The sequence below is a fragment of the Gordonia hankookensis genome (assembly GCF_014673215.1).
In the GTDB taxonomy this organism is placed as follows: domain Bacteria; phylum Actinomycetota; class Actinomycetes; order Mycobacteriales; family Mycobacteriaceae; genus Gordonia; species Gordonia hankookensis.
In genome coordinates, this window is sequence record NZ_JACWMS010000002.1 from 660,537 (window position 1) to 679,534 (window position 18,998).

Annotated in this window: 19 protein-coding genes; 7 read left to right on the forward strand and 12 right to left on the reverse strand. The window is 66.6% G+C overall.

The features are described from left to right. Positions 1-264 precede the first annotated feature (264 nt). Positions 265-1,182, forward strand: coding sequence for an adenylate/guanylate cyclase domain-containing protein (locus IDF66_RS10300; protein WP_190266764.1), 918 nt, complete (start codon positions 265-267; stop codon positions 1,180-1,182). Positions 1,183-1,208: 26 nt separating this feature from the next. Here the strand turns inward: IDF66_RS10300 and IDF66_RS10305 are convergent, their stop codons facing one another. From IDF66_RS10305 to IDF66_RS10320, 4 genes are read right to left on the reverse strand one after another with little or no spacing between them, the layout of a single operon-like run. Next, positions 1,209-2,279, reverse strand: a complete 1,071-nt coding sequence (locus tag IDF66_RS10305; protein WP_317628651.1) for a sulfate/molybdate ABC transporter ATP-binding protein — start codon at positions 2,277-2,279, stop codon at positions 1,209-1,211. Continuing rightward, positions 2,276-3,097 (reverse strand): ABC transporter permease, encoded by an 822-nt coding sequence (locus IDF66_RS10310; protein WP_223309409.1) that lies wholly within the window; start codon positions 3,095-3,097, stop codon positions 2,276-2,278. The genes IDF66_RS10305 and IDF66_RS10310 overlap by 4 nt, the downstream gene beginning before the upstream one ends. After that, complete coding sequence (modA, locus tag IDF66_RS10315; RefSeq protein ID WP_190266765.1) at positions 3,094-3,864, reverse strand: molybdate ABC transporter substrate-binding protein; 771 nt, start codon at positions 3,862-3,864, stop codon at positions 3,094-3,096. Before modA ends, IDF66_RS10310 begins: the two co-directional genes overlap by 4 nt. After that, positions 3,861-4,265, reverse strand: a complete 405-nt coding sequence (locus IDF66_RS10320) for a TOBE domain-containing protein (protein ID WP_190266766.1) — start codon at positions 4,263-4,265, stop codon at positions 3,861-3,863. Before IDF66_RS10320 ends, modA begins: the two co-directional genes overlap by 4 nt. A 240-nt stretch (positions 4,266-4,505) precedes the next feature. Between IDF66_RS10320 and IDF66_RS10325 the strand changes: the two genes are divergently transcribed. Then, positions 4,506-5,525 carry an ATP-binding cassette domain-containing protein gene (locus IDF66_RS10325; protein WP_164308164.1) on the forward strand — a complete coding sequence of 340 codons (1,020 nt, stop codon included), beginning with the start codon at positions 4,506-4,508 and terminating at the stop codon, positions 5,523-5,525. Then, on the forward strand, positions 5,522-6,370 hold the full coding sequence (locus tag IDF66_RS10330) for an ABC transporter permease (protein WP_164308163.1): 849 nt from the start codon (positions 5,522-5,524) through the stop codon (positions 6,368-6,370). Before IDF66_RS10325 ends, IDF66_RS10330 begins: the two co-directional genes overlap by 4 nt. 155 nt (positions 6,371-6,525) lie before the next feature. Here the strand turns inward: IDF66_RS10330 and IDF66_RS10335 are convergent, their stop codons facing one another. After that, entirely contained in the window at positions 6,526-7,875 is a 1,350-nt protein-coding gene (locus IDF66_RS10335; protein WP_190266767.1) for an ROK family transcriptional regulator, read from the reverse strand. 568 nt (positions 7,876-8,443) lie between these two features. Here IDF66_RS10335 and IDF66_RS10340 point away from each other — a divergent pair. Continuing rightward, positions 8,444-9,490, forward strand: a complete 1,047-nt coding sequence (locus IDF66_RS10340; protein WP_190266768.1) for a sigma-70 family RNA polymerase sigma factor — start codon at positions 8,444-8,446, stop codon at positions 9,488-9,490. 51 nt (positions 9,491-9,541) lie between these two features. Here the strand turns inward: IDF66_RS10340 and IDF66_RS10345 are convergent, their stop codons facing one another. After that, positions 9,542-9,964, reverse strand: a complete 423-nt coding sequence (locus tag IDF66_RS10345; protein ID WP_190266769.1) for a VOC family protein — start codon at positions 9,962-9,964, stop codon at positions 9,542-9,544. A 99-nt stretch (positions 9,965-10,063) separates the two neighbouring features. Between IDF66_RS10345 and IDF66_RS10350 the strand changes: the two genes are divergently transcribed. Further along, the gene (locus tag IDF66_RS10350; RefSeq protein ID WP_164308159.1) at positions 10,064-10,756 is read left to right on the forward strand and encodes a histidine phosphatase family protein; all 693 of its coding nucleotides are present in this window, start codon (positions 10,064-10,066) and stop codon (positions 10,754-10,756) included. Positions 10,757-10,829: 73 nt separating this feature from the next. Here IDF66_RS10350 and IDF66_RS10355 read toward each other — a convergent pair whose 3' ends face one another. The 5 genes from IDF66_RS10355 to IDF66_RS10375 all read right to left on the reverse strand — a co-directional run bounded on the left by IDF66_RS10355 (position 10,830) and on the right by IDF66_RS10375 (position 15,300). Further along, positions 10,830-11,567: an SDR family NAD(P)-dependent oxidoreductase gene (locus IDF66_RS10355; RefSeq protein WP_190266770.1), complete on the reverse strand. Its 738-nt coding sequence runs from the start codon at positions 11,565-11,567 to the stop codon at positions 10,830-10,832. Beyond that, a complete protein-coding gene (locus tag IDF66_RS10360) occupies positions 11,557-12,585 on the reverse strand; it encodes a phosphotransferase family protein (protein WP_190266771.1) in 1,029 nt (342 codons plus the stop codon). Before IDF66_RS10360 ends, IDF66_RS10355 begins: the two co-directional genes overlap by 11 nt. After that, positions 12,582-13,814: an acyl-CoA dehydrogenase family protein gene (locus tag IDF66_RS10365; RefSeq protein WP_164308156.1), complete on the reverse strand. Its 1,233-nt coding sequence runs from the start codon at positions 13,812-13,814 to the stop codon at positions 12,582-12,584. The genes IDF66_RS10360 and IDF66_RS10365 overlap by 4 nt, the downstream gene beginning before the upstream one ends. A gap of 103 nt (positions 13,815-13,917) precedes the next feature. Then, positions 13,918-14,583 (reverse strand): TetR/AcrR family transcriptional regulator, encoded by a 666-nt coding sequence (locus tag IDF66_RS10370; protein ID WP_164308155.1) that lies wholly within the window; start codon positions 14,581-14,583, stop codon positions 13,918-13,920. A gap of 48 nt (positions 14,584-14,631) precedes the next feature. Beyond that, positions 14,632-15,300, reverse strand: coding sequence for a TetR/AcrR family transcriptional regulator (locus IDF66_RS10375; protein WP_164308154.1), 669 nt, complete (start codon positions 15,298-15,300; stop codon positions 14,632-14,634). Positions 15,301-15,396: 96 nt separating this feature from the next. Here IDF66_RS10375 and IDF66_RS10380 point away from each other — a divergent pair, with 96 nt between their 5' ends. Next, the gene (locus IDF66_RS10380) at positions 15,397-16,326 is read left to right on the forward strand and encodes an oxygenase MpaB family protein (RefSeq protein WP_190266772.1); all 930 of its coding nucleotides are present in this window, start codon (positions 15,397-15,399) and stop codon (positions 16,324-16,326) included. A 56-nt stretch (positions 16,327-16,382) separates the two neighbouring features. Here IDF66_RS10380 and IDF66_RS10385 read toward each other — a convergent pair whose 3' ends face one another. Then, on the reverse strand, positions 16,383-16,637 hold the full coding sequence (locus IDF66_RS10385) for a hypothetical protein (protein WP_190266773.1): 255 nt from the start codon (positions 16,635-16,637) through the stop codon (positions 16,383-16,385). 88 nt (positions 16,638-16,725) lie between these two features. Between IDF66_RS10385 and IDF66_RS10390 the strand changes: the two genes are divergently transcribed. Next, positions 16,726-18,966, forward strand: coding sequence for an MMPL family transporter (locus tag IDF66_RS10390; RefSeq protein ID WP_190266774.1), 2,241 nt, complete (start codon positions 16,726-16,728; stop codon positions 18,964-18,966). Positions 18,967-18,998: the final 32 nt, after the last annotated feature.

The following is an 18,998-nucleotide window of genomic DNA, read 5'->3' on the forward strand; positions in this document are numbered from 1 at the left end:
GGCGCGGTCTCGATACGCCGCCTCGCTACGCTCGCCGGCTACTCGACCGGCGGTTCCCCTCGCCGTTCGAACCCACCCCCCACCGGTCGAGCAGGCACCCTCGGCCGGTCGAGCAGGCACCCTCCGCCGGACGAACCCGCCCCTCCGCCGGTCGAGTAGGCACCGAGCGCAGCCAGACCCCCCCTCCGCCGGTCGAGTAGGCACCGAGCGCAGCGAGGCGCCGTATCGAGACCGCACACCCCCACCGTTCTCTATGCTGAATCCGTGACCGGACCCGACGGCGAGACACCTGCCCGCTACACCCGCGACGAACTGATCGCCGAGCTGGGCCTCTCCCCCGAGTATGCGGAAAAAGTCTGGAACGCTTTCGGTTTCGCACGACGGTCGACGCCGGACAAGATCTTCAGCGACGCCGACGTCGCCGCGCTGCGCCTCTTCGCCGATTCCGAGTCGACCATGCCGCAAGAAGCGCAGGTGGCCACCGCCCGTGCGATCGGTCAGACCATGTCGCGCCTCGCGGACTGGCAGGCCGACCAGCTCCGTGAGCTCGACCGCAACCCCGACGTCCCGTGGTCGATCAACCAGATGGCCGGCGCACTCGGGCAGATCCAGCAACTGATCTGGCGCCGACATCTCGCGCTGACCCTCGAACGCGACGTCGAACGCGATACCGACGAACGTCTCGATCTGGTGGTGGGATTCGCCGACATCGTCGGCTACACCAGCCTTTCCCGCCGCATCGCACTCGAGGAACTCGAGGAACTCCTCGAATCCTTCGAAGAGGACACCTTCGAGATCGTCGCGACCAACGGCGGGCATGTCGTGAAAACCCTTGGCGACGCGGTCATGTTCACCTGCCATGACCCGGCATCTGCCGCAGCCATCGCGATCGCATTGCACGAACTCTCCGCCGGAGAACGGATTCCACCGCTACGCGCCGGCATGGCCCGAGGCCGCGTACTGAGCCGCCTCGGCGATGTGTTCGGCGAGCCCGTCAACATCGCGGCGCGGCTCGCCGGATCGGCTCACCCCGGCACCACCCTCGTCGACGAGGCGCTTGGCGACAGTCTCAGCGACGACGACCGTTTCTATCTGAAGTCGGTGCCCACCTTGAGCGTTCGCGGCTACAAGCGACTGCGGGCGCGCGCCCTCGAGTTGAACAGACGTCTCGACGAATCGTGAGCCTCCTGAGCCGACGCGTGGCGCTCTCAGTACACGCGCACCGCACTCGCCTTGACCGCGAAGTAGACGCGAGCACCGACCACCAGCGACAATGCCGCCACCGCGGCGCCGGTGACCTCCGCACCGATCACATGTCCACCGACATCACCCCGCACCACCATCCGATCACCGTGCGGGATCACCTGGGCGACCGACGCGGCGAACACGTTGCGGAAGCTCGCATCCGACGGAGGTGAGGTGAACACCGCGACCACATCGGGCGAGAAGACCGCCGTCGCATGACGACCGGTGTGGACGGGCTCGGCGACGGTGCCCGCGACGGCGATCCCGTCGGTGACCACGCTGGTCCCGTCCCATCGACCGGACACGAGGTTGAGACCGGCCAACCGCGCGACGAAGGAGTTGACCGGGTTGGCGAGGACCTCGGCCGCAGGCCCGCTGTCCACGGCATGCCCGTCATCAACCACCACCATCTCCTCGGCCAGCGTCACCACGTCGACCACATCATGGGTGACCATGATCGTCGTGCGCGAACGGTCGTCGAGCAGATCTCGCAGCAGGGCGCGGAGCCGTCCGGCGACGTCGACGTCGAGAGCTCGAAATGGTTCGTCCAACAGCAGGATTCGCGGCTGCGCGGCCAGCGCACGCGCGATCGCGACACGTTGGGCCTGCCCACCCGACAACTCGTCGGGCTTCCGGTCGGCGAGTTCGGCCACTTCGGCCGCCGCCATCCATCGATCCACCCGGGCGGCGACCTCGGTACGTGAAAGTCGTTGTGCAGATGGCGCGAATGCGACATTCGATCGCACGGTGAGGTGCGGGAACAGCCGCGCATCCTGAGACAGCAGCGCGACTCCGCGGCGATGGGCCGGTACGGAAGTACGCTCGTCGCACAGCATTTCGCCGTCCAGAGATATCGTCGAGCGGCCGCCGGTGACCAACCCGGCGATCACCCGCAGCAGAGTGGTCTTACCCGCACCGTTGGGGCCGACGACGGCCGTGGTGCTACCCGAGGCGAAATCATGGGTGACCCGCAACGACGGCAGCACGTTGTCGATGTCCGCGTGCAGCCCGGAACCGGGCGGCGCGCCGATCACAGCGCACCCCGCCCGACGACACGACCCCCGACGCCGCGCCGCGCGTGGACCGCGACCACGACGATCAGCGATATGGCCACCAGCACCAGCGACAACGGGATGGCTGCCTGTGGATCGTCGATCTCCGCGACGTAGATCGCGAGCGGCGCGGTCTGTGTGATACCCGGCGCGTTACCGGCGAACGTGATCGTCGCCCCGAACTCGCCCATAGCCCTGGCGAATGCGAGCACGACGCCTGCCAGGAGCGACGGCACGATCAGGGGCAGGGTGACCCGCCAGAGCGTCCGCGACGGGCCGGCCCCGAGGGTCGCGGCCACCTCCTCGTATCGCGTCCCGGCCACCCGCAGCGCCCCCTCGACACTGATGACCAGAAACGGCAAGGCCACAAAGGTCTGCGCCACGACCACCGCGGTCGAGGTGAACGCGATGTCGATGCCGACGGCACGCAGATGTTCGCCGACGATCCCGAGCCTGCCGAACGTGTAGAGCAGCGCGATCCCGCCCACCACCGGTGGCAGCACGAGTGGCAAGAGGACCAGCGACCGCAGGATCCGGGTGACGATGCCGTCGTGCCGGGCGAAGACCACTGCCATCGGCACCCCGAGCAGCACGCACAGTACCGTGCTGACCGCCGCCGTCTGCAGCGACAGCACCAACGCCTGCCGCGATGATTCGGAGCCGACCTGGTCGAGGAACGTGGCCCACGGCGTCTGCGCGAGCAGCGCGATGGGGGGCAGCACGATCAACGTGATGCCCAGCGCGGCCGGGAGATACAGCCAGGCGGGCAGCCCGGCAGGGATCGACGGTCGGCGGATCAAGGCTTTCCGAAGCCCGCTTCCTGCAGGATCTGTTGCCCGGCAGGGCTCAGCACCGCGTCGATGAACTCCGTGCCAACCGACTCGTTCGCGGCGTCGCGAACCGTGGTGATCGGATAGGAGTTGACCACTGCCGCGAAAGCCGGGTCCACCACCGTCGCGACCTTGTCGCCCGCTCCCTTGGCATCGGTCACGTACACCACACCGGCGTCGGCCTGCCCCGACGTCACCTTGGTGAGCACCGCGGTGACCGACTGTTCCTCCGACGCCGCATCGACGGTGATCCCGGTGTTGCGTTCCACGGTGTCGGTCGCGTTGCCGCACGGCTGCGCCGACTGGCACACGACGGTGGTCACGCCGGGCTTGTTCAGGTCGGCAAAGGACTTGATGCCCTTCGGGTTACCCGGTGCGGTCACGATCACCAGGGTGTTGGTCGCGAAGACCTTCGGGTCGACGGCCGACTCGCCGAGCTTGGCCATGTTCTTCTCGTCCGCACTGGCGAAGACGTCGGCGGGGGAACCCTGCTTGATCTGGTTCACCAGGGTCGAGGAGCCGTCGAACGACAGCGACACCTTTGTTCCCGGATGCTGCTTCTGGAACTCATCCGCGATCGCGCTGAACGTCTTCTTCAGTGACGCGGCGGCGGACACGTTGAGCGTCGTCTGCGTCGCGGACGACGACGGGGACGAGGCGTCCTCCGACGACGAGCACCCGGAAGCGACCGCCATCACCGATGCAGCAACCGCGACGGCGGCCAGGACCTTCTTCACTGTCCATCTCGTTTCGTCTCGACGATCACGGTGGTGGCCTTCACCACCGCGGTGGCGACCGATCCCGGCGCCAGGTGGAGCTCGCGTGCGGCATCGGCACTCATCAACGAGGTCACCTCGAACGGACCGCACTGCATCGTCACCTGTGCCATCACCCCATCGATCGACACCGCGGTGACCAGACCGGCGAACCGATTGCGCGCCGATCGCAGCACCCCGTCGTCGACCGGCGGCGCCGCGGCACGCTGACGGGCGAGTGCCGCCAACTCCGCACCGTCGACCGCGGTGACCTCCCCGTCACCGGTGGATACGGTCAGCTCGCCTGCGGCGATCCAGCGACGCACGGTGTCATCGCTGACGCCGAGCAGCCTGGCCGCGTCACGCACTCGAATGACAGCCATTCGCTCACTTTATCCGCAACTGCGCCCGAGATGCCTACCAAGATCCGCATACGCGGTGGTTCGCTGTCTGATCGTTGACTTCATGTCCACATGAACTCCTAGCGTGGACACCGGCCATCGACGACGTACCGATGAGTTCTGGATGTCTCCATGGTCTGCACTGATGCCCTCACGGCAAGGTCCCGAGGGCCGAAAAATTAGGTCGCTGGATGTCCGAATTGCACCGTAGTGTGGAGAAACATGAGCTCACCCACCGCCCCCGCCGTAGCGTCACGAGATCGACACGCGACGCAGGACGTCGCCATCGAGGCCGTCGACCTGGTCAAGAAGTTCGGTGATTTCACCGCAGTCGACGGCGTCAGCTTCACCGTGCCGCAAGGCTCGGTACTCGGCCTGCTCGGCCCCAACGGAGCAGGCAAGACCACCATTGTCCGCATGATGACCACGTTGTCGCCGCCGACCGGCGGTTCGGCCACCATCGCCGGCTACGACGTCGCGACCCAACCCGAGATGGTCCGCCGCAGTATGGGATTGACGGGTCAGGCCGCCACGGTCGACGAGATCCTCACCGGACGCGAGAACATCAGGATGATCGGGGGTCTGTACGGCATCGGTCGCAAGGAACTCAACCGTCGAGCCGATCGGCTCCTCGAGCAGTTCTCGCTGACCGAGGCCGGCAACAAACAGGTCAAGTCCTACTCGGGCGGCATGCGACGACGCCTCGACCTCGCGGTCAGCCTGTTGGCCGCGCCGCCGGTGCTGTTCCTCGACGAGCCGACCACCGGCCTCGATCCGCGCAGCCGACAGGAACTCTGGGATGTGTTGCGCAACCTCGTCGCCGACGGCACCACGCTGTTGCTGACCACGCAGTACCTCGAGGAGGCCGACCAGCTCGCCGATGACATCGTCGTGATCGACAAAGGCAAGATCATCGCGCACGGCACGTCGCTACAGCTCAAGCAGCAGGCCGGCGCGGCGAGCCTGGTTCTCACCGTCTCCGACCCCGACGACATCCCCGAGGCGGAGGCGCTGTTGCGCAAGACCGGCACCGAAGTCTTCATCGATCACGGCGCCCGACGACTGACCGCACCCGCCGACGGACTCGGCGATCTCACCCGCGTCGTCGCATGGTTCGACGAGAGCGGCATCGCCGTCGATGACCTGGGGCTGGCCCGACCCAGCCTCGATGACGTCTTCCTGTCACTCACCGGCCACCGCGCCGAGGACGACTCGGCCTCCGAGGAGGAGCAGACCGCATGACCACCACCGTCACCTCCGATCCCCTGGTCGCACAGCGACCCGAGATCCATCAGACAACCATCTGGCAACAGTCATGGATCATGGTGAAACGCAACATGATCCACACCAAACGGATGCCGGAGATGCTCTCCGACGTGACCATCCAGCCGATCATGTTCGTGCTGCTGTTCGCGTACGTCTTCGGCGCGTCGATCACCAACACGGGTGGCGTGTCCTACAAGGAGTTCCTGCTCCCGGGCATCATGGGCCAGACCATCGTGTTCACCGCGTTCATCGTGGCCACCGGCATCACCGCCGACCTGGAGAAGGGGATCATCGACCGCTTCCGCTCACTGCCGATCCGTCGATCGTCGGTGCTGGTCGGCCGGAGCATCGCGAGCCTGCTGCACTCGTCGATCGGCATCGTGGTCATGGCCATCACCGGACTCGCGATCGGCTGGCGCATCCACGGCACGTTCGGCGAGGCGGTCCTCGCCTTCGCCCTCGTCCTGCTGTTCGGCTTCGGGATGATCTGGTTCGGCATCCTCATCGGTTCGTGGCTGAGTTCGGTCGAGGCCGTGAACGGTTTCATGTTCACCACGCTGTTCCCGCTCACGTTCCTGTCCAACGCCTTCGTCCCGACCGCACCGATGCCGACATGGCTGCGGACCATCGCGGAGTGGAATCCCATCTCGGCGCTCGTCCAGGCGATGCGCGTGCTGTGGGGCAACGGGCCGGCCGCAGGACCGGATTCGCCATGGCCGCTGCAGCACCCGGAGGTCGCGACCCTGATCTGGGCGGTTGTGTTGACGCTGGTGTTCGCGCCGTTCGCATTGCGCGCCTACAACAAACGCACCTCCGACTGAGCCCCCTCCCTCCTCTCCCCCCACCTCCCGCACCCTCTCCGCAGCCGCGACGGTTCCCGGCATCCGCGACGCCTTTTCGGGGGCGCGGTTGACGGGAACCGTCGCGGCTGCGGGGTGGGTTGGGGGGAGGAGGGAGGGGGTTTGGGTTGGGGGGGTTAGGCAGTGGCGGCGAGGGCTTCGAGCGGATCGGTGTAGATCGCGTCGAGGGAGACCGCACCGGCGGCTTGCTGCTGCACGGTGGTTCCCGAATGTGACACGCGCACATCACGATTGGCCACCACAGACGTCGTCTTGACGGCCTTCGCGACGGTGGGCAGCGTGGCCGGGAAATCGGTGAATGCCTGACCACCGAGCACGATGTGATCGGGGTTGAAGATATCGGCGATCAGCGCGACGGTCCGGCCGAGGACCTCGGCGCGCTCCTCGAGCAGCGCGCGTGCGGTGGCGTCGCCGCCACGGGCGAGATCGTGCACGCCCTCGATGGCGTCGACCGAGAGCCCGAGCGCTTGCGCGGCGTCCACCACGCCGGTGTCACTGGCGGTCGGCTCGAGGCGCCCGGTCTTCTCCGGATCGAGAAGCGTGGTGGGTCCGGTGGGGAAATGTCCGATGACCGGCGGTCCTGCCGTCGGAGTGTGCACGGTGCCGTCGACGCAGAAGGCGGTACCCACCATCTCGCGGGCATAGAAGTACAGGAAGCTCGACTTCTTCTGATCGGGATTGACGACGAGTTCTGCGGCGGCCATCGCCTCGACGTGCGAGGCGACCGAAACCGGCAGACCGACGGTCTCGGCGATGATCCGGCCGACCGGCGCCGCCGACCAGCCGAGGCGTGGGTGATCCACCGATCCACCCGGAGCGACGCGACCGCCGAGGGCCACACCGGCCCAGAGCACACGGCGACCCGCCCAGCGCCCGACGAATCGGCGAGCACTGACCCCGATCGCCTCGAGGGTCTCCTCCGGGCTGTCCGCGGCAGGCGTGGGGATCTGGATGGCACCGACCACCCGATGCAGGAGGTCGTGGGTGGTGATCGAGGTGACCTTGTAGCCGATGTGGATGCCCAGTGTGAGGAAATCGGCGACGTTGAGTTCGAAGGGCAGTCGCGGGCGTCCGATGGCGCCTGCGGGGGCGAGATCGGCCCGTTCGCGGATCAGACCGGCCTTGAGCAGGGCGCCCACCTGCCGGTTCACGGTCGAGATGCTCAGCCCGGTGTGCTCGGCGGCGTCGTCGCGGAACACCGGCCCGGACAGACGCGCGGTGCGCAGTACCAGCGCGGCAGGTTTCGATGACAGCTGCAGCTGCGGCGTGGCGATGTGAATGGCGGACGCTCCCTTACGCGGTGACCCGTAGGCAAGTGGGCGGGGAACGCGGGCGGCGGGCCGGTGTCCCTGGGGACGATGTCCCTGGGGACGGGGATCTTGACTTCGGTGTTCTTGAGGTCGGGGCGCCGGCGGTCGGGCGGGTTCCGGGTTGGTGGTGCTGCGATGGTCGAGTGTTGCGGTCATCTGTGTGTCCTCATCGAATGTGCCACATCCGAGCCGGGTCGGCGCCGTGGCGCGACCGAGTCACTCGGATGAGCGGAAAGTGAGTGGGCCGCCTTTGGCCCGGGATGAATGCTGAGATCAGCGCATTCGGCAACAACACAGAACACGAGCGAACGGCAGCCGACAGCCCAGAGCGGTCGTCACATAGGTGACCTCTGGGACGTAGGGCTGGCGGCTCGTCATGTCCATCAAGCTAGCAACGGGCGAGGGCCGCTGGCAACCTCGGACGGCCCACCACCGGGTACATCGGCGGCACGCAAATATAGGCGTTCACCGGCGATGATAGGACTGCGACGACGTCCTGGCCTCGGTTGCGCGCAGCCTGATTCAAACCCGCTCCGGACGCACCCGAGCGCCCTCGATCCGCCCGGCAGGCCCGGCGATCCCCCTCACGACCGCCGGGCCGGCGCGGCTCATCCGGTGCCTGCGCACCGGACCTCCATCTGACGCAGCAGACCCGGTTTCGGTTCCGTCGAACGGTCGACTCGAGGGGCTGATCTTGTCGGACCCTTCCCGTAATCTGGGACACATGTCCACCACGACTGCGCCCAACGCGTCCGACGCCGAGTTTCTCGAGGTCACCGAACCGTTCCGGCGCGAGATCCTGGCACATTGCTATCGGATGATGGGGTCTCATCACGACGCCGAGGACCTCACGCAGGAGACCTATCTGCGCGCGTGGCGTGGCTACGCAGGTTTCGATCGGCGCGCGTCGGTGCGCACGTGGTTGCACAAGATCGCCACCAACACCTGCCTCACCGCACTGGGGAGCCGACAGCGGCGACCGCTGCCGTCCGGACTCGGGGGTGACGCCTTCGACCCGACCGACGACCTCCTGCAAGACCACGAGGTCCCCTGGCTCGAGCCGTTCTCCGGCACCGTCGACGAGATCACGCCGGGCGACGATGCCGATCCCGCCTATGTGGTGGGTGCTCGCGAGTCGATCCGCCTCGCCTTCATCGCCGCCCTCCAGCATCTGCCGGAACGTCAGCGTGCCGTCCTGATCCTCCGTGACGTCCTGCAGTGGCGGGCCGCAGAGGTCGCCGACACCATCGGGGTCACCACCGCAACCGTGAACAGTCTCCTGCAGCGGGCCCGAGAGCAGCTGAAGAACACTGCGCCCGAGAAGGATTCGCCGAGCACGCTCGACGATGCCGCAAAACGTGAACTGCTCGCCAAGTACGTGTCGGCCTTCGAACGGTACGACGTCGATGCGATCGTCGACCTGTTCACCGACAAGGCCATCTGGGAGATGCCGCCGTTCACCGGCTGGTATCAGGGCGCCGGCGCCATCGGTACGCTCATCCGCCGCAATTGTCCCGCCGAGAAAGACGGCGATCAGATCCTCCTGCCCACCACGGCGAACGGGCAGCCGGCGTTCGGCCTCTACATGCGCGAGCCAGACGGCGTCCACCGACCGTTCCAGCTCCAGGTTCTCGACCTCGACGCCGACGGCAAGGTCTCCTATGTCGTTGCCTTCTTCAGCGACACCCTGGAGGAGGATTTCGCACGGTTCGGGCTGCCCGCCACACCGTACGAGGCACCCCAGCGCACCGCGCCGAGCCCATTCCACTGACACGGATCACGAGCGTTTCCGCTGCCGAGCCCGGTGTTCGAGCTCGGGCGGCTACGTCGAGGAGTCGTCGTCCGCCGGGATCTGCGAGGCGTCCATCCAGACGACCTCCCACGCGTGGCCGTCGAGATCGCAGAAGCTGCGGCAGTACATGAACCCGAGATCCTCGGGATCACGCAGTGCAGAGCCGCCATGCGTCAGCGCCGCATCCGCGCACCGATCGACCTCGGACCGCGAGCCTGCCGACACCGCCACCAACGATTCACGTCCGACGTATGGGTCAGCCACCGCGCCTGCCGCATATCCCGCGAACCGCTGCGCGGCGTGGAGCACCACCCTGCTGCAGTCGTTGATCTCCATGCAGACGGTGCCCTGATCGCAGAACATCGCGTCGAACCGGAAGCCCAGGCACGTGAAGAACGCCCGCGAACGCGCCACATCGGCCACGGGAAGGTTGACGAACAACATCGTCGACAATTCGGACACTCCTCGATCGCGTGGTGATCCCACGATGTATCGACCGGCCGGACGGCCCGAACTCATCGCGCGCCCGCGCGAGGCCATAAGGTGTGACGCATGGGCGTGATCTATCTGGTCCGGCATGGACAGGCCGACCCCAATGCGTACGGCATCCAGGGCACCGACGATCCGGCGCCCAACGGGCCGGGTGGACTCACCGACACCGGCGTGATGCAGGCCAGACTGACCGGGGCGCTACTCGCCAGTCTGACCGACAAGGTCACCGCTGCGGTCAGCGGCGATCTCCCCCGGCAGTCGCAGACCCTGGCCGGGGTACTCGCGGCCTTCGACTCGGCCCCCACACCGGAGGTCGATCCGGACTGGAACGAATATGCGCTGCCCGCCTTGGTCGGCTCGGCCAGCGCCGAGGAATACCGTGACGGCCGCAGCTACCAGCAACGTCTCGACGCCGGTCTGGCCGAATGGATTGCCGATACTGCCGAACACCACGAGGCCGGCGGCGAGACCTACCGGGACTTCGACGCCCGGATATCCGCTGCCGCCGCCCGGGCCGTCGCCCTGGCCGGATCAGGGCAGACGGTTGTGGTGGTCTCCTCCGCCGGCTCCATCACCCGATGGCTCGGCCAACTGTGGGACATCCCGGCGCAGACCTGGCCGTTGTTGTCCCGCACGATGGTGAACGCCTCGGTGTCGAAGCTGATCGTCGGACGCAGTGGCGTCTCGGTGGTCTCGTTCAACGAACACGCCCATCTCGCGGATCGGGACGGTGGGGTCGCGACGTTCCGCTGAGGTGCATGATATCGATACGGATTCTCGCTCCGCTCGGTTCCTACTCGATCAGCAGTGGGCAGCGCCACCACACTCACGCCCGATGCAGATTGCTCCCCGGACGCGTCAGGATCACGTTGGGCAGCACCGCGAATCGCGACAGCTGGGTCACCGAGTGCGCGATGGTGGCGACATCGCCGACGGTGATCATCTCCGCACCAGGGACCTGATCCTTGAGCCACTCGGACATGTCCGTGTCGACATATCCGGGTGCGATGGTCGTCGCGCTCACTCCGTTCAACGACTCCTCGAGGTTGAACGTCTCGCACAGCGAGATCAGCGCCGCTTTCGTCGACCCGTATGCCGACAGCTCCGGCTCCGGGTAGACGCCGGTGATCGAGGCGACGGCGATCACCTTCGCCACACCGTTCGACCCGGCCGTGGCACGCAGCGTCGGCAACAGTGACTGCAAAAGGATGTACGGCGCACGGACATTCACCTGATAGAGGCGGTCGAAACGACGGACCGGCAGTTCCGCGATGGCGCCCTTCTGTCCCATCCCGGCGTTGATCACCAGGGCATCGCACCTGCCGAATGCCTCGGCATGTCCCGCCGCCAGATCGGCGACGGCATCCGCGTCGGTCATGTCCGCCGGGATCACCTCGACGTGCCTCGCCCCGAGCTCCGAGAGCTCACCTGCCCTGCGTTCCAACGCTTCTCGCCCGCGCGAACTGATGGTCAGACTCCACCCGTCCGCGGCGAATCGCTCGGCGATCGCCGCACCGATACCCCGCGAGGCACCGGTCACCAACGCGACCCTGTCATCCGACATTGCTTGTCCCCCTCAGCTGTTCGAGACCTGCGGCGATGAATTCCGCGGTCGCCTCACCGGCGCTCTCGGCGCCGTCGGACGATGCGCCGGCACGCGCCCGATGCGCAATGCCCTCCGCGACCACTCCGAGCTTCAGATTCGCCAGGGCCAGGTAGAAGTCCCAGTCCCCCAGGTCACGTCCGGTCCGCGTGGCGTAGCGCTGCGCGATGTCGTCGGCCGACGGATAGCGATCGCTGGTCCAGGCCGCTTCGAAGCCGACCACCTGGTCGAAACCGGGACGGCGGTACACACACATGAGCGCGATATCGGTGAGCGGGTCGCCGAGCGTCGACAACTCCCAATCCACCACCGCCCGGACAACTCCCGGGTCGTCGGCCGATGTGATGGTGTTGTCCACCCGGTAATCGCCATGCACGATGGTGTTGCGCGCCTCGGTCGGGACGCGCTCGGCCAGTGCGGTGACGAGCCTGTCGACATCGTCGAGTTCGCGGCTCTTCACGTGCCCCCACTGACGGGCCCACAGCTTCACCTGACGTGCGACGAAGCCATCCGGCCGACCGAACTCGCCGAGTCCGACAGCCTGGTAGTCGACCTCGTGCAGCCGGGCCAGCGTCTCCACGAGACCATCGGCGTTGCGTTCGACATCACTGTCCGACAGCGCCTTCAGATCATCGGCGGTCCGGATGACCGGCCCGTCGACGAACTCGACCACCGTGAACGGAGCGCCGAACACCTCGCCGTCGGAGTCGATCGCGACGGTGCGCGCCACCGGGACGTCGGTGTGCTGGAGGGCACTCGTCACGGCCCATTCGCGGTTCATGTCATGTGCCGACGGGGTGAGCCCACTCGTCGGCGGGCGCCGCACCACCCAGTGCGTCCGATCATCGCGCACACTGAAGGTCAGATTGGATTTGCCGCCACTGATGAGATCCACGTGGAGCCCGCCGACCACGTCGACTCCTCGGCCTACCAGGAAGTCCCGCAGCAGAACCGAATTGAGTGCCGGATGTTCGCTCACCGGTTCGACTCCGACGCAGCGGCGTCTGCCGACCGGGCCGCTTTGCGGGCCCGGCCGATCGCACGGCGCGCGATCGCCCACCGGTGCACCTCCGACGGACCGTCGTAGATCCGGAACGGGCGCAGTTCACGCTGCAGCCGCGCCAATGGCAGGTCGTCGGAGACGCCCATTCCGCCACACATCTGGATACTGCGATCGGCGATCCGCGTGTATGCCTCCGCGGCAAAGGTCTTGGCGATCGACGTCTCGTTCGACGCGTGGTTACCCAGGTCGAGTTCGTGGCAGGCCTTGACCAGCAGTGCGGTACTGGCGGCGAGGTCGATCTCGTTGTCGGCGACCATCTGCTGGATCATGCCGAGGTCACCGAGCTTGCCGCCGAACCCTTCTCGTCGTGACACGTAGTCGACGGCGACGTCGTGACAACGCTGCGCCGAGCCGAACCATCGCATCACGTGGGTCATCCGCGCCGGGCCCAAGCGCACCTGCGCATAGCGGTAGCCCTCGTCGACCTCGCCGAGGATGTCCTCGTCCGGGACGAAGACATCGGTGAAGCTGACCTCACAGTGCCCGCCGATCATCGAGCGGTCCGTCGTCACGATATGGCGATCCACGGAGATACCGGCGGTCTCTGCCGGAGCGAGGAACATCGTCGCACCGCCTCGGTCGCCGGGTGCCCCTGCGGTCCGAGCCATGATGATGAAGAACCCGGCCCCCTCGGCGCCGGTGATGAAGCGCTTCTCGCCGTTGATCTTCCAGCCGCCGTCAACCTTGACGGCACTGGTGCGCAAGGCATTGGGATCCGAACCCGCCCCCGGGGAGGGCTCGGTCATCGCGAACGCCGACCGGACGTCACCGGTCGCGAGAGGGGCGAGATACCTGTGCTTCTGCTCATCGCTCGCGACGTGCGCGAGCATGTGGACATTACCCTCGTCCGGCGCACCGATGTGCAGTGCAACCGGCCCGAACGTCGAGTATCCGGCAGCCGCGAAAACCGGTGCCCGGTCGGACATGTTCAGGCCGAGCCCGCCGAACTCCACCGGCGCGTGCGGCGCGAAGATCCCCTCCGCCTTCGCCTTGGCGTTGAGTTCCCGACGCAGTTCGTCACCACCGGCCGCGGTGATGTCTCCGCCATGGGCGTTCTCGATCGGCAGGACGTGGTCGCGCACGAATCGGCTCGTCTTGTCGACGATCGCCGAGACGTCCGGGGCGTAGCTCAGGTCAACGGGCATCGGATCTCCTCATGGTTCGCCGACCGAGCGATCGTTCGGCGACCGTCACGATGCCAGCCGGAACCGCGACGGTCAAGTCAGGAGGAGGCCACCAGTGGCCGCATCAGCCCGACCCTACGTCGGTGCGGTACCCGACGAGAGCACGCGCGAGCTGCAGGTTGCGGGAGATGAGTTCGTCGGCGCCGAGCTCACCGTCGAGTTTGAACCATGTCGACACCCCGACACACATCGTCGCGACGGCCCGACTCGCATCCTTGGGATACCGGGTGGAGAACACCCCGGCCTCCACCCCGGCGAACACCACCTCGTCGACCATGTGCTGTTGCCGGTCTCGGTGCCCGATGTAGGTCTGCCGGTAGCTGTCGTCGAGACTGCGGATCTCGGTGGACCCCACGAACGCCTGTTCGCGCCGGTACATGTGGAACCTCAGGAGCGACTCGACAACGGCGTCGAACTGGTCCACCGGACGGTCACCCGCCTCGGCGATGGCACGTTCGGACCGACTCAGCAGGTCGGTCATGGTGCGTTCCAGCAGACCCTGGAGCAACGACTGTTTCGACGGATAGTGGTGATAGAGCCCTGGTACAGAAAGATTCGCGCGCGAGGCGATCTCTCGCACCGACGTTCCGTGATAACCCTGCTCGGCGAACGCGGCCAGCGCCGCGGCCAACGGCACCGGGAGCTCCGGCTCACCGTAGTCTCGCCATTCGCCGATGGAGTGTGGACGCACCTCCGCCTCGCCGGCTCCACTACTCATGGCATCCAACATAGCGTCCTCGTGGGTATGGCGGTGCGGCGGTGACACATGTACCGATCGCTAAGCACCGAACCGTTCTACGCCGTCGGCGATGGCCATCATCAGCCCGACGCTGACCTCGACGACGCCGTCGCGGTCGAGGTACAGGTGACCGTCGAGCCACGCGGCCAGCAGGTGGGCGAGACCACCCACCTGGAAATGGGCTGCAGCCAGAGCCTTCGGATGCGACCTGACCTCCAACACCCCCGACGCCGACTGCAACGTCAGTCCGGCGAACAGGGCGGTGGACTCCATCCGCTTGGCCGCGATGGTCGGGCTGAGCAATGACTGGGAGAACAGCAGACGCCCCTTGCGGCGGTCCTCGTCGATGATGCGCACGATGGTGGCGATCGCACCGGCGACTTTGCCCTCGACCCCATCACCCGCGTCGAAAGCGGCGAGCGCATCCTCGGAGATCTCGGCGATCACCTCGTCGAACGTGGCACTCACCAGCGCCTCGATCGAATCGAAGCTCTCGTAGAAGTAGCGCGTGGTGAGACCCGCCTCCCGGCACACACCGCGTACCGTGACCGACCCGCCGTCCGAGGCACCGAGCAGTTCGAGTGCGGCGTCGACCAGTGTGGCCCGACGGCGGGCGACGCGGCTGCCGCCGTCCTCACCGCCGTAGGCACGCAATCTACCGCCGGTAGTCGATGAGCCGGTCGACCCGGTCTCGGAGGTGCTCGCCACGTGTCCATCTTGACACCGATGACCATGACATCGTTGAATGAAAGAGAATACGCACGTTGTCAGAATTCGTGACGGTCATGATCTGTCCGAGCAAACATGGGAGACCTGGTGAGCACTGAACCGATCGTCGACGTCGAGGTCGATGTGCCGACTGCGTACTCGGCGGCCGCGCCGGACACCGAGTACCTGCCCCCTGCGGCCCGAATGACCCGCGGCGAACTCGATGCCCTGCCGACCCGGATGAACGAGATGAAGGGCATCTCCGCTCTCGCCGGACCGGCCAACGTGATCATGCAGCTCGCCATGCCCGCGGTCGGATACGGCGTGTACGAGAGCCGGGTCGACAGCGGCAACTTGTTCAAGCACCCGATCAAGCGCACCCGCACCACACTGAGCTACCTCGCCGTCGCGGCCATGGGCAGTCCGGCCGACCGCAAGGCCTACCGCAAGGCGGTGGGCAAGGCACACGCGAAGGTGCGGTCGACTGCGGACAGTCCGGTGAAGTACAACGCCTTCGACCCCCGGCTACAGCTGTGGGTGGCCGCCTGCCTCTACAAAGGCTGGGAGGACATGCAGCGGATCTACGGAGATCCCGCCGACATCACCGAAGAGGCCTATCAGAACGGCGCGGTACTCGGCACCACGCTGCAGGTGCCGCGCGAGATGTGGCCGGCGACCCGGGCCGATTTCGAGACGTATTGGAACGAGACCGTCGAGGGCTTCGAGATCGATCCGGTCATCCGCGAACACCTGATGAGCATCACTCGCGCGGAGTTCATGCCGCGCTGGTTCAGCGTGCTGGTGGGCTGGTGGTTCGAGCTGCTGACCATCGGCTTCCTGCCGGAGAACTTCCGCGACAAGATGGGCCTCGAGTTCAAGCCCTGGCAACGCGTCGTGTTCGACACGCACAACCGGGTCGCCCGCGCCATCTGTAATCGGCTCCCGAAACCCATGCGCGAGTTCCCGTTCAACCTGTTGCTGTGGGATGTGCGCTTCCGGATCCGGACCAAACGACCGTTGGTCTGAGCTTCTCTGCTGCGGGACCCGGGGGTCTCGATACGCTGCCTCGCTCCGCTCGGAAGCTACTCGACCAGCAGTACGTCCCCTCCGCCGGTCGAGTAGACGACGAGCGCAGCGAGGAGTCGTATCGAGACCAGCAGGACATCACCTCCCGACCAGCAGGACATCCCCACCCGGGGGTCTCGATACGCTGCCTCGCTCCGCTCGGAAGCTACTCGACCAGCAGTACGTCCCCTCCCGACCAGCAGGACGTCCCACCCGCCGGTCGAGTAGACGACGAGCGCAGCGAGGAGTCGTATCGAGACCAACAGCGACATCCCTCCCGCTGCCCTGAGTGGCCGCTGTCACACACGTGTCCGGGGCGGAGCCCGATACGCTGACTGTCACATCGATTGGGAGGTCGCCGTGGCGTTGTGGTTGTACCGGCTCGGGCGTTTCACGTTCCGGCACAAGTGGTGGTTCGTCGGACTATGGCTCGCCGTGATCATCGCGCTCGGCGCGATCGTCAGCGCGGTCGCACCCAAGTTCTCCACCGACTTCGAACTGCCGGGCACCGACTCGGACCGTGCGATGTCGGTGATGAAGTCCGACTTCTCGGCGATCAACGACCAGCAACTCAAGGCGTCGACCAGCATCCTGGTGGCCGCCGACGACGGCCTCGCCAACCACACCCAGCAGATCGACGCCCTGGTCGAGAAGGCCCGGACCCTGCCCAAGGTCCTGGAGCCGCAGACCATCGCCAATCCGGTGACCGCAGCGCAGCAGAATCCCGCGATGGCGTCGGCCGTCCTCGGCGACAACGGCAAGGTCGGCCTGATCCAGATCCGTCAGGACATCCCGGTCCAGGACCTGACTGGTGCGGACATGCAACAGTTCCAGGATCTGCTGGCCGAATTCCGCGGCGGCGGCCTCGACGTCGAGGGCACCGGTTCCCTGATGCAGGTGTTCGAGCAGGGTGGGGTGTCCGAACTGCTCGGCTTCGCGGTCGCCTTCGTGATCATGATTGTCGCGTTCGGCGCGCTGATCGCCGCCTTCATCCCGATCGTCACCGGCATCCTCGGTGTGGGTATCACCATTCTCTTGGTCACGTTGAGCGCCAAGATCATCGACGTCCAGCAGAGCGCGACCACGATCATCACGATGCTCGGCATCGCGGTGTCGATCGACTACGCCCTGTTCATCGTGTCCCGCTATCGATCCGAGCTGAATCTCGGCGGCAGTCGTGAGGCCGCGGTCGGACGGGCGGTCGGGACCGCGGGGTCGGCTGTCGTGTTCGCGGGCCTGACGGTGATGATCGCGGTCGCCGCGCTCGCCGTGGTCGGAATCCCGTTCATCACCCAGATGGGTGTCGCCGCAGCCGTCGCCGTCCTCGTCGCGGTGCTGGGCGCCATCACCTTGATCCCTGCCCTCCTCGGCGCCTTCGGCCGATTCGCATTCACACCGCGCATCCCGGGTATCCGGCACGGCGACGAACCCGACTCGCAGCCGTCGAACGGCTTGCGGTTCGCGCGGTTCGTCACCCGCTACCCGCTGCCGGTGGCCATCATCGGTCTCATTCTCCTGGCCGTCGCCGCGATCCCGATGACCAAGATGGAACTCGGGATGGAGTCGACCACCGACAGCGAATACGCTGCCACCCAGCTCCTCAACCGTGGCTTCGGCGAGGGCGTGAACGGCCCGCTCCTGGTGGTCGTCAGCGATGCAGACGGCGGCGACGTGGCACCCGCGGCGAACGCCGTCGTCGACAAGGTCAAGACCCTCGACAACGTCGCCAATCCGGCCCAGATCACCTGGATCGGCAACGGCACCGACCCAGCGAATCCGCAGGCGGGCGCGAACGCCGCACTCATATCGGTCACCCCGCAGCAGTCACCGAGTGGTCCGCAGACCCACGACCTGATGGAACAGATCCGCGACTACGGCGCGACGTCGCCAGACGGCGCCACCGTCAACGTCGGCGGACAGACCGCGATCATGTCGGACATCTCGTCGAAGCTCAGTTCGGCGTTGATCCCGTTCCTGGTCGTCGTGGTCGGGTTGGCCTTCATCATCCTGACCATCGTCTTCCGGTCCTTGCTGGTCCCGCTCATCGCGACCATCGGTTTCCTGTTCTCGGTGTGCGCGACATTCGGCGCGACCGTGGCGATCTTCCAGGAGGGCGATTTCGGCCTGATCGACCACACCAAACCGATCATCTCGTTCCTGCCGATCTTCCTGGTGGGCGTGGTGTTCGGCCTGGCGATGGACTATCAGGTGTTCCTGGTGACCCGAATGCGTGAGGAATACGTACACGGCGTCTCGGCCAAGGAGTCCGTCATCGTCGGATATCAGCACGGTGCCCGGGTGGTCGCGTCGGCGGCGGTCATCATGATCTCGGTGTTCGCGGCGTTCATGCTGGCACCGGACACCATCGCGAAGATGATGGGCTTCGCACTCGCCGCCGCGGTCTTCTTCGACGCGTTCATCATCCGGATGGCCGTGGTTCCCGCGGTCATCACGCTGCTCGGCGACACCGCGTGGAAGCTCCCCCGGTGGCTCGACCGCATCGTGCCCAACGTCGACGTCGAGGGCTCCGCCATCCGCGAGATCCCGATCGAGACCCAAGTGGATCCGGATCTCTGGGAGCCCGAGCCGGCGAAGGTGTGACGCGCCCTCCTCGCCGGTCGAGTGGCTGACGA